The 12,946-nt window shown below is 65.1% G+C and carries 12 protein-coding genes; 8 read left to right on the top strand and 4 right to left on the bottom strand.

Annotated features, from left to right (window positions below; translation table 11 throughout):
* The first annotated feature begins 4 nt into the window (after window positions 1-4).
* Genes CN933_RS00210 through CN933_RS00180 form a run of 7 tightly spaced genes read left to right on the top strand, consistent with a single transcriptional unit; the run spans window position 5 to window position 7,307 of the window.
* Window positions 5-937, top strand: a complete 933-nt coding sequence (locus CN933_RS00210; protein WP_018095834.1) for a phosphoglycerate dehydrogenase — start codon at window positions 5-7, stop codon at window positions 935-937.
* Window positions 934-1,794 (top strand): MBL fold metallo-hydrolase, encoded by an 861-nt coding sequence (locus tag CN933_RS00205; RefSeq protein ID WP_102761182.1) that lies wholly within the window; start codon window positions 934-936, stop codon window positions 1,792-1,794. The genes CN933_RS00210 and CN933_RS00205 overlap by 4 nt, the downstream gene beginning before the upstream one ends.
* Window positions 1,795-1,806: 12 nt before the next feature.
* Entirely contained in the window at window positions 1,807-2,697 is an 891-nt protein-coding gene (locus CN933_RS00200) for an SIS domain-containing protein (protein WP_018095836.1), read from the top strand.
* 2 nt (window positions 2,698-2,699) lie between these two features.
* Entirely contained in the window at window positions 2,700-3,440 is a 741-nt protein-coding gene (gene deoC, locus CN933_RS00195) for a deoxyribose-phosphate aldolase (protein WP_018095837.1), read from the top strand.
* Window positions 3,441-3,444: 4 nt separating this feature from the next.
* Window positions 3,445-4,992, top strand: a complete 1,548-nt coding sequence (locus CN933_RS00190; RefSeq protein WP_018095838.1) for a xylulokinase — start codon at window positions 3,445-3,447, stop codon at window positions 4,990-4,992.
* The gene (locus CN933_RS00185; protein ID WP_018095839.1) at window positions 4,989-6,518 is read left to right on the top strand and encodes a xylulokinase; all 1,530 of its coding nucleotides are present in this window, start codon (window positions 4,989-4,991) and stop codon (window positions 6,516-6,518) included. Before CN933_RS00190 ends, CN933_RS00185 begins: the two co-directional genes overlap by 4 nt.
* A gap of 30 nt (window positions 6,519-6,548) precedes the next feature.
* Window positions 6,549-7,307 carry an SDR family NAD(P)-dependent oxidoreductase gene (locus tag CN933_RS00180; RefSeq protein ID WP_026168682.1) on the top strand — a complete coding sequence of 253 codons (759 nt, stop codon included), beginning with the start codon at window positions 6,549-6,551 and terminating at the stop codon, window positions 7,305-7,307.
* 54 nt (window positions 7,308-7,361) lie between these two features.
* Here CN933_RS00180 and CN933_RS00175 read toward each other — a convergent pair whose 3' ends face one another.
* From CN933_RS00175 to CN933_RS00160, 4 genes are read right to left on the bottom strand one after another with little or no spacing between them, the layout of a single operon-like run.
* On the bottom strand, window positions 7,362-8,354 hold the full coding sequence (locus tag CN933_RS00175; RefSeq protein WP_018095841.1) for an ABC transporter permease: 993 nt from the start codon (window positions 8,352-8,354) through the stop codon (window positions 7,362-7,364).
* Window positions 8,351-9,856: a sugar ABC transporter ATP-binding protein gene (locus tag CN933_RS00170; protein ID WP_018095842.1), complete on the bottom strand. Its 1,506-nt coding sequence runs from the start codon at window positions 9,854-9,856 to the stop codon at window positions 8,351-8,353. Before CN933_RS00170 ends, CN933_RS00175 begins: the two co-directional genes overlap by 4 nt.
* Before the next feature lie 54 nt (window positions 9,857-9,910).
* Window positions 9,911-10,876 (bottom strand): substrate-binding domain-containing protein, encoded by a 966-nt coding sequence (locus CN933_RS00165; RefSeq protein WP_018095843.1) that lies wholly within the window; start codon window positions 10,874-10,876, stop codon window positions 9,911-9,913.
* 57 nt (window positions 10,877-10,933) lie between these two features.
* Window positions 10,934-11,704, bottom strand: coding sequence for an SDR family NAD(P)-dependent oxidoreductase (locus CN933_RS00160; RefSeq protein ID WP_018095844.1), 771 nt, complete (start codon window positions 11,702-11,704; stop codon window positions 10,934-10,936).
* A 496-nt stretch (window positions 11,705-12,200) separates the two neighbouring features.
* On the opposite strand from CN933_RS00160, the gene CN933_RS00155 reads away from it, so the two are divergent.
* Window positions 12,201-12,935 carry a GntR family transcriptional regulator gene (locus CN933_RS00155; RefSeq protein ID WP_018095845.1) on the top strand — a complete coding sequence of 245 codons (735 nt, stop codon included), beginning with the start codon at window positions 12,201-12,203 and terminating at the stop codon, window positions 12,933-12,935.
* Window positions 12,936-12,946 lie beyond the last annotated feature (11 nt).

Genomic DNA, 12,946 nt, shown 5'->3' with positions numbered 1-12,946 from the left:
CGCCGTGAAGCGCATTCTCGTGACACCCCGTTCGCTCTCTCTCGCCCCGCCGCCGGAACTCGAGCCGCTTCGGCAGGCTGGATTCGAGCTCGTATTCTCCACGCCGGGCCGTATGCCGGACGAGGCCGAACTGATCGATCTCGTGCCGGGCTGTGTCGGCTGGCTGGCGGGCGTCGAGCCCGTTTCCGGCAAGGTCATCGCCGCAGCAGACAGTCTGCGGGCGATCAGCCGCAACGGCACCGGCATCGACAATCTGCCGCTCTCCCTGCTTGAGGGACGGGGCATCCGCGTCCTCAAGGCCGAGGGCGCCAACGCAGTCGGCGTGGCGGAACTTGCGGTCGGGCTTATCCTTGCCACCCTGCGTCACATTCCAACCGAAACGGCCGGCATCCGCGCCGGCGGCTGGCCCCGCTCGCGCGGCAAGGAAATCGCGGAACGCAGCGTCGGGATTATCGGTTGCGGCGCAATCGGAAAGCGCGTCGCACGCGCCGTCTCGGCGATGCGGGCCAGCGTCATCGCCCATGATCCGTTCCGTCCGAATGTCGAAGTGTATGGCCCGTTCAAATGGGGGAGCCTCGACGAGGTCTTCGCGGAGGCGGACATCGTCTCACTGCACTGCCCGGCCCCGGCCGATGGCCGGCCGATCGTCGATGCGGCGCGTCTGGCGGCAGTGCCCCCGCACGCCATCCTGATCAATACCGCGCGCGCGACACTGGTGGACGAGGAGGCGGTGCGCGCCGCACTCGACGAGGGCCGGCTGCAGGCCTATGCGACCGATGTCTTCGTCGAGGAACCGCCGGCGGCCGGCTCCCTTGCCAGCCATCCGCGCGTCATCGCCACCAGCCATATCGGCGGCTTGACCGACGAGAGCGTCAGCAAGGCGACCGCGATTGCGGTGGCCAACCTTCTCTCGGCCCTGGAGGAGGAGAGCGCATGATGTCGCTGTCGCCCGTGCCCTTTTCGGGTTCGCTTACCGAGCGGCTCGCCGTGCCGCCGGCCGACGGCATCCGCTTCTACTGGCTCGGGCAGGCCGGTTTCGTGATCGCGACGAACCGTTTCCGCATCGTCATCGACCCCTATCTCTCCGACAGCCTCGCGGAAAAATACCGCGGCCAGCGCTTCGAGCACGACCGCATGATGACGGCCCCGGTCGCGCCGTCCGGGCTCGGCCCGGTCGACCTCGTGCTCGTGACCCATCAGCATACCGACCACATGGATCCGCAGACCCTCATGCTGATCGCCGCGGCCAACCCGGACTGCCGCTTCGTCGTGCCCCGCGCCGCGCTGGCTGCCGCGCAGGAGCGTATCGGCGTCGGGCCGGAACGGCTTATCGCAGTCGACGCGGGCGAGCGCATCGAACCTCTTGCCGGTCTCGGCGTCACCGCAATCCGCGCCGCACATGAAACACTCGAACGCACCCCCGAGGGCTGGCACAGGTTCCTCGGTTATGTGATCGCGGCCGAGGGTGCACGCCTCTACCATGCCGGTGACACGATCCCTTACGAGGGACTCGTCGAGGAGGTGTCGCCCCTCCGGGTCGACCTGGCGCTCCTGCCGGTCAACGGCCGCCGCGCCGAACTTACGCAGGCCGGCATTGCCGGCAACCTGACGCTGGACGAAGCATGCCTGCTGGCGGAGCGGATCGGCGCATCCGACATGATCGCCCATCACTACGGCATGTTCGCCTTCAATACCGAAGACCCCCGGGTGATCGACGCCAAATCGGCGGCCGCCGATTGCAGGGTACGGCTCCATCGGGCAAAGCTGTCGGTCGAATACCGACTGTCCAAGTAACCGGGGATCTCCATGTCGACCAATGCGCTCCAGCCCAAAACGATCGGCGGCAACAACAACATACTCGAAGTCATCAGGCTGAAGCGCGCGGACTTGCGCAAGTCGGACCGCAAGGTCGCCGAACTCGTTCTGGCCGATCCGAAGCGCGTCATCAATGCGACCATCGCCGAGGCGGCGGAATGGGCGGAGGTGAGCCAGCCGACGGTGATCCGTTTCTGCACCTCGATCGGCTGCACGGGATACCAGGACTTCAAGCTCCGCCTCGCCCAGAGTCTCGCGCTCGGCATGTCCGCGACCCACTCGGTCATCGACGCCGGCGACAATCCGGCCAAGGTATCGGAGAAGATCTTCGACTATACGATCACCAGCCTCGACTGGGTGCGCAATCATCTCGACCCGGTCCAGGTCGACCGAGCCGTCGACGCGCTTGCCAAGGCCAACCGCATCGAGTTCTTCGGCTTCGGCGCATCGGGCATCGTCGCACGCGACGCCCAGCAGAAGTTTCCCCTCTTCGGAGTCCCCTGCGGCGCGGAAACAGACGCCCACCAGCAGATCATGGTCGTTTCCATGCTGAAGCCCGGCGACGTCGCGGTCGTCATCTCCAATACCGGCGCGACGCTGGCGATCATCGAAACCGCGCGCCGGGCGCGCGAGAGCGGCTGTCTGGTCATCGGCATCGTCGGGTCGGACGGCCCGCTTGTCGAATTCTGCGATATCGTGCTGATGGTCGAGACGCTGGAAAACACCAACATCTACACGCCGACGATCTCCCGCATCGCCGCGCTGACGGTCGTCGACATCCTGTCCACCAGCGTCGCACTGCGCCGGGGCACCGAGCATGTCGATCTTTTCACCGGCATGAAGCGCAATCTTCGTTACCTACGCACCAGCACAGAGACATAGAGATGAACGACACCCGCCGCCAGCCGCCGGCCTCCCTCGCCCCCCGCGATCTCGCCGCCTTGATCGATATCAGCGCCGTTCAGGCCTTCCACACGGAAGCGGACGTGCGGGAACTGGCGGAAATCGCGGTTGCGGAAGGGTTCATCGCTGCGCATGCCCTGCCGAATTTCGTGCCGCTGTTGCGAAGCCTCGTCCCCTCGGGCGGCCTGACGCTTGTCGGCGGTCCGGTGGGCTTTCCCTCGGGCGGCCACAGCACCCGAACCAAGACCGCCGAGGCTGTGGAGCTTGCCGGGAACGGCGCGCAGGAACTCGACATGATGATCAATGTCGGCCGCCTCAAATCCGGCGACTTCGGCTATGTCCGCAACGAGATACGCGCCGTCGCAGAGGCCATTGCCCCGGTGCCGCTCAAGGTCATTCTGGAGCTCGCCCATCTGACGGACGAGGAGATCCGGGCCGCTTCGGCGATCGTAGCCGAAAGCGGAGCCGCCTTCGTGAAGACCGGCACCGGCTGGACGCCGACCGCCACGACGCTGGAAAAGCTGAAACTCATCGTCGAAAGCGTTGAGGGCGCGGTGGAGATCAAGGCCTCCGGCGGCATCCGTTCGCTCGATGCCATCGCCGGCATGATGCGTCTGGGGGTTACCCGATTCGGCATCAATACGCAGGTCGCCGTCGACCTCGTGCGCCAGTGCGCCGCCCTGCCCGGCGGCCGCCTCGACATTGCCGGTAAGGCGGGCTGACGCCATGAGCGACACCGTTGCGGCATTCGACCTCGGAACCGGCGGCGTCAAGGCCGCGATATTCCGTCCGGACGGGATCTGCATTGCGGAAGAGGTGGTTTCCTACAGAACGTTCTACCCCTCGTCCTCCTGTCACGAGCAGCGTCCCGAAGACTGGTGGGAGGCAATTTGCGCAAGCCTCCGGATTCTGTTCGAGAATGCCGCGGTCAAGGCCGGCGACATCCGTGCCATTGCCGTTTCCGGCCACAGCCTCGGCTGCCTTCCTCTCGATGAAAACGGCGCGCTGCTGCAGGAATTCGTACCGATCTGGTCCGACGGACGCGCCGTCGCGGAAGCGGAGGATTTCTTCACGCGCGTCGATCCGGACACCTGGTACCGGACGACCGGCAATGGTTTTCCGGCGCCCCTCTACACCGTGTTCAAGGCCATGTGGCTGCGCCGGAACGCACCCGACATCTTCGCGCGGGCACGGACGATCATCGGCACGAAGGACTACATCAACCTGCGGCTGACCGGCCGCATCGCCACCGATCCGTCCTATGCTTCGGGCACCGGCGTCTATGACCTCAAAGCGGGGCGCTATGCCTGCGAACTTGTCGAAGCGGCGGGGCTGAGCCGGGACCTGTTCGCGCCCATCGTCGCCTCCACCGATGTCCTCGGCGAGGTCCTGCCCGACATTGCCGAACGGCTCGGTCTCTCCCCCGGGGTGAAAGTGGTCGCGGGGGGCGTCGACAACAGTTGCATGGCGCTTGGCGGCCGCACCTTTCTCGAGGGCGACGCCTATGCCTCGATGGGCTCGTCGAGCTGGATCACTGTTTCGGCTTCGGAGCCACTCCTCGACGATCGGGTGCGTCCCTTCGTGTTCGCCCATGTGGCGCCGGGCATGTTCATTTCGGCGACATCGATCTTTTCCTCGGGCACGAGCTTCAACTGGGTGACGGACACGCTGCTGCCGGACGTGAAGCATGCGGCCGAGGTTGCCGGAATGGACGTCCATGACGCGCTCTTCCGGCTCGCCGCCGAGGCTCCGGCCGGTGCGCGCGGCCTGATCTTCGTGCCGACGCTCGGCGGCGGCACGAGCTTCGAGGGCGGACCGGCAGTGCGCGGCGGCTTCGTCGGGCTGGACCTGCAGCACGGCCGTGCCGACATCCTGCGCGCGACGCTCGAGGGTGTGGCACTCGGGCTGCGGATCGCATTGGACGAGTTGCGCCGCATGACGGTCATCGGCCCGGAAATGATCATTGTCGGTGGCGGCGCGCGCAGCGCCTTCTGGCGGCAGGTCTTCGCCGACGTCTTCGACTGCACGATCGTCAAGACGCGGGTCGATCAGCAGGCGGCGGCACTCGGTGCTGCGGCGTTGGCCTTCGTCGGCATGGGGCTGTGGGAGGACTTCCTGCCGATCCGCGCACTGCACGTTCCGGAAGGACGCAGCGAACCCGCGCCGGATGCACGCACGGTCTACCGGGCCGCGCTTGCTGCCTATCGCCTCGCGGCCGAGCAGCAACACGAACTGTCCGGCGCACTTGCCGCATTGAGGGAGGCCGCAACATGATCGGAGAACTCTTTCTAGCGATCGACGTCGGTACCGGGAGCGTGCGGGCGGCGCTCATCGACACCAGCGGCAAGATCGTCGAAATCGCCGCGCGCGAGCACGACCAGATCGTGCCGCAGTTCGGCTGGGCAGAGCAGCGACCGCTCGACTGGTGGGAGGGGGCCTGCATCGCCATCCGAACCGTACTCGACAAGGCGGAAGGCGCGCGCGAGCGCATCTCCATCGTCGCCGTATGCGGCCAGATGCACGGTCTCGTGCTCATCGACGATGCCGGGCAATTGACGCGCGATACCGCACCGCTCTGGAACGACAAGCGCACACTGAACCTCGTGCGCCGTTTCGAGGCGGAGAACGAGCCCGGCAGCTATCTCGCCGAAAGCGGCAACACGCCGACGCCGGCCTGGCCGGGCTTCAAGCTGCAATGGGTGCGCGATGCCGACCCCGAGGCCTATCGGCGCAGCGCCGTCGCCATGATGCCCAAGGATTACATCAACTTCCGGCTGACCGGCGAGATCGCCATGGATACCGGCGACGCCTCCTGCAGCTTTCTGATGAACCCCGCAACGCTCGCCTGGTCGCCGGCGATGATCGAGCGAATGGGGCTTGATGCCCGGCTGCTTCCGCCCATCCGCAACCCCCTGGAAATCATCGGCCGCGTCACGGACCAGGCCGCGCTCGCGACAGGACTCAACGCCGGCACGCCCGTCATGGTGGGCGGAGCGGACTATCCGGTGGCGCTGCTCGGCTCGGGGGTCTGCCGGCCCGGCCTCGGATCGGACAGCACGGGCACCGGTGCCATCGTCACGATGATCGCCGACAAGCCCTTGCTGGATCCGGAGATTTCCAACGTCGCCACCATCGAAGGCAACTGGGCGCCCTTCGTGCTTCTCGAAACCGGCGGCGACGGCATGCGCTGGGCGCGGCGCGCCTTCCATGACGGCGCGCTGAGCTACGGCGACATCGTCGCGCGCGCCGAGAAGGCGCCGGCCGGCTGCGAGGCACTGCTGTTCATGCCGTTTCTCACCGGCGAACGCCTCGGTCAGCATCGCAATGCGCGGGCACAGTTCTTCGGCCTCGGCGCCGGACACGGCATGGAGCACCTGCACCGGGCCATCCTGGAAGGGATCGCCTTCGCCATGGCCCGCCATATCCGTATCATGGAGCACAGCTCGGGCAAGCGCCTGGAGCGCATGATAGCGGCGGGCGGCGGTGCCCGCACGAAGCTCTGGCTCAAGATCAAGGCAAGCGTCTTCGACACACCGGTGATGGTGCCGCAAGAGCCAGAATGCGGCCTCATGGGCTGCGCGGCCATGGCCGCGACCGCGACAGGCCGCTTTTCCCGGCCGGACGACGCGGCGGACGCCTATGTGCGTTATGCGGAAGAAATCGCGCCGGACCCCGCATGGGTCGAGGTCTACAGCCATGTCCAGCCGGTTTTCGAGCGGCTCTATCATCACAGCATGGCGCTTTATGACGACATGGATGCGCTTGCCGCCCGGATCCATCCGGCCGGCACGCGGACCTGAAGAACGACTATCATGCCTGAGGAGGAATTCATGAAAGACATCGTCGATACGTTTCGTCCGGACCTTTTTGCCGGCAAGGACATTCTCGTCACCGGCGGTTCGTCCGGCATCGGCCTTGCCATTGCACAGGGCTTTGCCCGGCTTGGCGGCTCGGTCATCGCACTCGGCAGTTCGGAAACCAAGCTCAAGGCTGCCGCGGCCGATCCCCAAAACGAGGCAATCCGCTTCGAGCGTGTCGACGTGCGCGACCCGGCAGCGATCAACGCCTTCGCCAGGACGCTGAGCAAGCTCGACGTTCTGGTCAACGGCGCAGGCATTGCCCGGCCCGAGTCGGAATTCGAGGACGCCACCTACATGGAGGTGATGGACGTCAACCTGAATAGCCAGATGCGCTTTGCCATGGCCGTCCTGCCGCTCCTGAAGGCCTCGCGCGGTGTCATTCTCAACACGGCCTCGATGCTGAGCTATGTCAGCGATCCGCTCGTGCCGGCCTATGGCGCCAGCAAGTCGGGCGTGCTCGGCCTCACACGCCATCTTGCCCACGCCTTCGGCCCCGACGGCATCCGCGTCAACGCCATCTCCCCCGGCTACCACAAGACCGACATGACGAAGGGTCTTTGGACCGACCCGGTGCCGGCGGAGAAGATCGCCCAGCGTTCGGCGCTCAAGCGCTGGGGCACCGTGGACGACCTGGTCGGAACCGCCCTCTTCCTCGCCTCGCCGGCCGCGGAATTCATCACCGGCGCGGACTTGCCAGTCGATGGCGGCTTCGTGGTCGGCGGCTTCTAGATCAAGGTGAACCAGCGTTGGGCGGGGCACGTCGCCTCGCCCGCTTTGCGGGGCCTAACGGCGCGACCGGGCGGTGACGAACTGTATGAGCATTGCCAGGATGATGATCAGTCCGAGATAGACGTTCTGGTGATAGCCCGGCACGCCGGCGAGGTTCATGATGTTGGTGATGATACCGAGGATCAGCGCGCCGAGCAGCGTGTTGAACATGCCGCCGCGCCCGCCCATGAGGCTCGCGCCGCCGATGACGACCGCCGCGATGACATCGAGCTCCGCACCGACACCGACCTGAGGCGTGCCGATGCCCGTCCGGCCCGCGGCGACGATGCCCGCGACCGCGGCGAGTGCGCCGCTGATGACATAGACCGACAGGACATAGCGCTCGACCGGCACGCCGGAGAGCCGCACGGCCTCCTCGTTCGAGCCGATCGCGGTGACGATGCGGCCGAAGCTCGTATAGAGCAGCACCACGCCCCCGATTGCATAGATGACCAGCATCAGGATCGCTGGCTGTGGAATACCGAAGAGAAAGCCGCTGCCGAAATCGACGAGCGACGCGCCGGGCGATCCCATGGTGATCGGGCGTCCCGCACTGATGATCAGCGAGATGCCGCGGGCGATCGCCATCATCGCCAGCGAGATGACGAAGGACGGCAACCGCATGTAGGCGACGAAGAAACCGGTGACCACGCCACAGGCGGCGCCGGTCAGAATGACCAGCAGGATCGCCATAGGCACGCCATAGCCCTGTGTTGCGACAAGGTGGGCGCAGAGCACCGATCCGACGGCGGCGATGGAGCCGACCGAAAGGTCGATGCCGCGCGTGAGCACGACGAAGAGCATGCCGACGGCCATGATGCCGGCGCCGGAGGCGACCTGGCGCACGACGTTCATCAGGTTGCGCTCCGTCAGGAACGCATCGGACCAGAAGGACGCGACGACCACCAGCACCAGGAAGATGCCGAACGTACCGTAGTGGCGGATCGCGTCCAGAACGCGCGGCGTAAACGACGAGGGCGCGGCGGCGCTTGCGGACGTAATGCTCATGGGCTTGTCTCATTCCTTTCCCGGGCCGACCGGGTCATTGCCAGCGTCAGCAATTGCTGCTCGGTGAACTGGCTTTCAGTGAGTTCGCCGACGATGGCCCCTTCCGCCATCACGAGAACGCGGTCGCAGATGCCGAACAGTTCCTGATGTTCGGACGAAATAACGAGGATTGCTTTCCCGGCTTTGGCGAGGTCGTTGATCAGATTGTAGATCTCGCCCTTCGCCCCGACGTCGACGCCGCGCGTCGGTTCGTCGAGGATGAGCAGGTCGCAATCGGCGTGGAACCATTTGGCAAGCGCCACTTTCTGCTGGTTGCCGCCCGAAAGACTCGAAACCGGCGCGTCGACGCTCGACGCCTTGAGCCGCATCTCGGCGCCAAGCGCCACGGCGACCTGCCGCTCCTTGCCTACGTCGAGGAAGCCGAGACGGGATATGCTGCGGATCTTGGCAAGCGTCGTGTTGATCCGGATCGGCGCATCGAGGATGACGCCCTGCTGCTTGCGGTCTTCCGGAACGAGGCCGATGCGGGCGCGCACGGCCTCGCGCGGTGAGGAGAGATGGAGCGGTTTGCCGTTGAGTTCTACAGTGCCCGAATCCATCTTGTCGGCACCGAAGACGAGGCGAGCGACTTCCGTACGGCCCGAACCGACGAGACCGCCGAGGCCGACGACTTCGCCGGCGCGAACCGAGAAACTGACGTCGCGGACCTTGCGGCCGCGCGCAACGTTGCGCACACGGACGATCACGTCACCCGGAACACGCCCGGCCTTGGATGGAAAAAGCGCGGACATCTGCCGCCCGACCATGCGTGCGATCACCGCGTCGACATCCGTTGCGGAGGTCTCCAGCGTTTCCACATGCGAGCCGTCCTTCATGACGGTGATACGGTCTGAAAGGTCGAAGACCTCGTTCAGACGGTGCGAGATGTAGACGACACCGGTACCACCCGCGCGCAACTCGCGGATGATCGCGAGCAGGCGCTCGGCATCGCTGTTGGCAAGCACCGCGGTCGGCTCGTCGAAGACGATGATGCGCGCCCGGTTGGAGAGCGCCTTGGCGATTTCCACGACCTGCTGGTGAGCGACTGTCAGGCGTCCGGCGTGCGTGGTGGGGTCGATGTCGAAGCCGAGACGTTCGAGGATTTCGCTGGCTGCCTTGCGCAGCCGGCGGTGATTGACGATGCGCGGCAGGCGTCCGAGAAAGATGTTTTCCGCGACCGTCAGGTCGGGCGCCAGCGCCAGTTCCTGATGGATCACCGAAATACCCCGGCCGGCGGCGTCCCGCGGGGCGGAGTGCTGCGTCGTCTCGCGGTGAATGCTGACGGTCCCGGAGGTCGGCTTCATTTCGCCGGCAAGCACGCGCATCAGAGTGGATTTTCCCGCGCCGTTCTCACCGACCAGCGCATGGACTTCGCCGGCCCTCAGGTCGAAGTCGACGCCCTTCAGGGCCTGTACTCCGCTAAAGTTCTTGCTGATGCCGGACAGTCTGACAAGTACGGTCATTGGCTCTCCAAGGGATGCACCGGAGGCCCAGTGCATCCCTTTCTTCATTGTCGATCAGAATACGGACTGCGGGTTGTAGTATTTGTCGACGTTGTCCGCGGAGATGACGTCGGCCGGTGTCAGGTGCAGCTTCGGAAAGTCGGCCGGAAGCTCGCCCTTGAAGGCCTTGTAGGCGATATCGAAGGCGGTGCGTCCGACGAGGTCCGGATCGTTTAGGCCGGTGGCGCCGTAGGTCCCTTCCTTGATCATCTCCAGCGCCTCGCGCTGTCCGTCGGCCGCGGCGGCAAACAGGATGCCATCGAGACCGGCAGCCTTCGCGGCCTGAACCGCGCCGAGGACCATGGAGTCGTTTTCGCCGACAACGAGGTTGGCGTCCGGATGCGCCTGGAACAGGTCTTCCGCAGCCTTCAGACCGCCGTCCGTCGCCCAGTCGCCCCAGCCCTGGCCCAGAACCTGGAGGTTGACCGCACCTTCGTTGACGAGCTGGCCTTCCACGATGCCCTTGATGACGCCCATGCGGCGATCGAGGCCGCCGGGATTGCCCTGGTTGCCGGACAGGAGGAGCATCTTGATCGGCGTGCCCTTCATCTTCTTGGCGATCCAGTCGCCGACGAGACGGCCGTTCTCGTCATTCGAGGAACGGACCTGGGTGACGACGTTGGCCTTCGGGTTCAGCGTGGAGTCCATCACGACGACCTTCACGCCGGCTTTGGTAGCGGCGTCGGCGACCGGAACGAGCGCCTCCTGGTCACGCGGGTTGAGGATCAGGATGTCGATTCCCTTGGCGATCATGTCTTCGACGTCGTTGATCTGCTTGGAAAAATCATTCTGGCTGTCCGCCGTCGTGATTTCGCAACCCTGGTCCTTGGCTGCCTTTTCAACCGCAGCGACCTGCGCCGCGAAGTAGGGCGCATTGAGCGAGGGCATGGTGAGGCCCACCTTGCACTCCTCGGCCATGGCAGCAGAGGTCAGGCCGAACAGGGCCACGGACCCTGCCAGAAGCGTCTTGATGCGGGACATTGTAACTCCTCCTTGTTGATTGCTATTCGTTCGTTCCGGCATCCGGCATGGATGCGATCACCAGAGCGTGTATCCTCCATCCGCAAGCACGATCGATCCGGTCATCAGGCTGGCCGCCCGGGAGGACAGGAAGAGGATCACGCTTGCGACCTCGTGGTCCTTGCCCATGCGCCCCATGGGCGTGGAATCGAGCCAGCGGTCGAGCATGGGCCTGTCGTTCTCGACGAGCGCGTTGAGCGGCGTTTCGATGTAGGTGGGCGCGACCGCGTTGACCCGCACGCCACGCGGCGCCCATTCGGCGGCGAGCGACTTGGTCAGGTGGTGTACGGCGGCCTTCGAGGCGTTGTAATGCGCCTGCGGCTGGGGCCGGTTGACGATGAAGCCGGACATGGAGCCGACATTGACGATCGATCCGCGACCGGCCGAAAGCATTTGCCGGCCGAAAGCGCGGCTGCACCAGTAGACGCCGTTCAGGTTGACGTCGATGACCTTGAGCCAGCGTTCGTCCTCCATGTCCTCGGCTGGAATATCACTGAGCGCGATGCCCGCATTGTTGACGAGGATGGAAGCGCCGCCTTTCGCGGTTAGTTCGTCCGCGATTGCCTGCATGCGGGCAGGATCGGTAACGTCGCCCTGGTGCACGGAAACGTCGTAGCCCTTCGCCAGAAGGATTGCATGGGCCTCTTCGAGGAGCGCCGGATCGCGTTCGATGATGGCAAGGCGCGCGCCTGCCTCGCCGAGCGCATCGGCGCTCGCGAGTCCTATGCCGCGTCCTCCTCCGGTGACGACCGCAAGTTCGCCGTCGAGCCTGAAGCGTTCGAGATGCACCCCTGTCCTCCCTCTGTGCATGTCGCAACCTGACCTAGGCGCGCGTTCGGGAGGCCGCGCAACTGCGCGGCCCTCGACTGCGAACCGTCGGTCTTCGATTTGCGGTGCGGGAGCTCGTCGCGCCCGGCACATGTTGCAGGCGGGCCGGCGGCCCGCCTTCCTCCCTGCCCTACTCCCCGTAAGGCAGCCACACGTTCTTCACCTGCGTGGCGCGGGCAAAAACGACCGACCCTCACCCCGCATAGGCGCGATCCGGCACGCACTCTGCGACAGCTTTACTGGGATTCACCTCTGCCACTCCCGTATTTGATGTCCCCGCACAATCTGTTATATCAGAAAGGCTTTTTATAATGTTGTCCGTACATCGTTACCGGAACGAGTTGTGAGTGTCAACGCCCCGTGCACCCCGTCTGGGCGCATTTACAGATGTCCGCTTGTCAGGTCATGGGTATGAGGGGCAGAGTTATCCGCCACGGTACGAAAGGCAGAGATTCGCATGAGCATCGAACGCAGTTCACCCATCCCACTCTATTTTCAGCTCGCCGGGGCGCTGCGGGCCGCGATCGAATCCGGCGCTTACCCTCCCGGAAGCAAGCTGCCGACCGAAGGCGAGCTCTGTCAGCAGTACGACATCTCGCGCAGCGTCGTCCGGCAGGCGCTTCAGTCGCTTGCCCACGACAATCTCATCGAGACGGAGCGCGGCCGCGGCGCCTTCGTGCTGGAACGCAAGGTGCCGATCGCGCTCGTCCAGCAGCTCGATCCCCTGCTTGAAAGCATGGCCAAGGCCGGGTTCAAGCTGACGACCCGGGTGTTGAAGCAGGAGCGCATCAAGCCGCCCGCCCATGTCGTGGAGCAGATCGGCGAAAACGATGCGGTGTTTCTGGAGCGCCTGCGCTATGCGGACGGGGTAGTTTTCCTCGTGGTGCGCAACTTCCTGCCCTACTCGCGCTTTCCCGATCTGTTGCAGTCGAAGGAGCTCGAGGACGTCTCCCTCTACCAGTATCTTGCCGAGCGCTATAACGCCGTGGCGACGACCGGCAGACGGCAGGTCGAGCTCGCTCGCATCAATGAAGAGGCGATCGCCGCCCAGTTACATGTGGAAATGAACAGTTACGTCCTGTTCAACCGGGAAATCACCTACGACCAGAACAAGCAGGTGCTCGAATATTACGAGTCCTGGCACCATCCCGATCGGACCCGGCTGACCATCGACCTGCACCGGACCTATTGAGAGCGGCGCGG

This window comes from Sinorhizobium sp. M4_45 (assembly GCF_002885915.1).
GTDB classification, from domain to species: Bacteria; Pseudomonadota; Alphaproteobacteria; order Rhizobiales; family Rhizobiaceae; genus Sinorhizobium; species Sinorhizobium meliloti_A.
The sequence above is the reverse complement of the archived record's forward strand: the minus strand, read 5'-3'. Positions and strand labels throughout refer to the sequence as shown.

Excerpts from the sequence above, each read along its gene's own strand:
- CN933_RS00200 (WP_018095836.1), top strand. The coding sequence starts at position 1,807 with ATGTCGACCAATGCGCTCCAGCCCAAAACGATCGGCGGCAACAACAAC.
- CN933_RS00175 (WP_018095841.1), bottom strand. The coding sequence starts at position 8,354 with ATGAGCATTACGTCCGCAAGCGCCGCCGCGCCCTCGTCGTTTACGCCG.
- CN933_RS00165 (WP_018095843.1), bottom strand. The coding sequence starts at position 10,876 with ATGTCCCGCATCAAGACGCTTCTGGCAGGGTCCGTGGCCCTGTTCGGC.
- CN933_RS00190 (WP_018095838.1), top strand. The coding sequence starts at position 3,445 with ATGAGCGACACCGTTGCGGCATTCGACCTCGGAACCGGCGGCGTCAAG.
- CN933_RS00155 (WP_018095845.1), top strand. The coding sequence starts at position 12,201 with ATGAGCATCGAACGCAGTTCACCCATCCCACTCTATTTTCAGCTCGCC.
- CN933_RS00185 (WP_018095839.1), top strand. The coding sequence starts at position 4,989 with ATGATCGGAGAACTCTTTCTAGCGATCGACGTCGGTACCGGGAGCGTG.
- deoC (WP_018095837.1), top strand. The coding sequence starts at position 2,700 with ATGAACGACACCCGCCGCCAGCCGCCGGCCTCCCTCGCCCCCCGCGAT.
- CN933_RS00205 (WP_102761182.1), top strand. The coding sequence starts at position 934 with ATGATGTCGCTGTCGCCCGTGCCCTTTTCGGGTTCGCTTACCGAGCGG.
- CN933_RS00170 (WP_018095842.1), bottom strand. The coding sequence starts at position 9,856 with ATGACCGTACTTGTCAGACTGTCCGGCATCAGCAAGAACTTTAGCGGA.
- CN933_RS00180 (WP_026168682.1), top strand. The coding sequence starts at position 6,549 with ATGAAAGACATCGTCGATACGTTTCGTCCGGACCTTTTTGCCGGCAAG.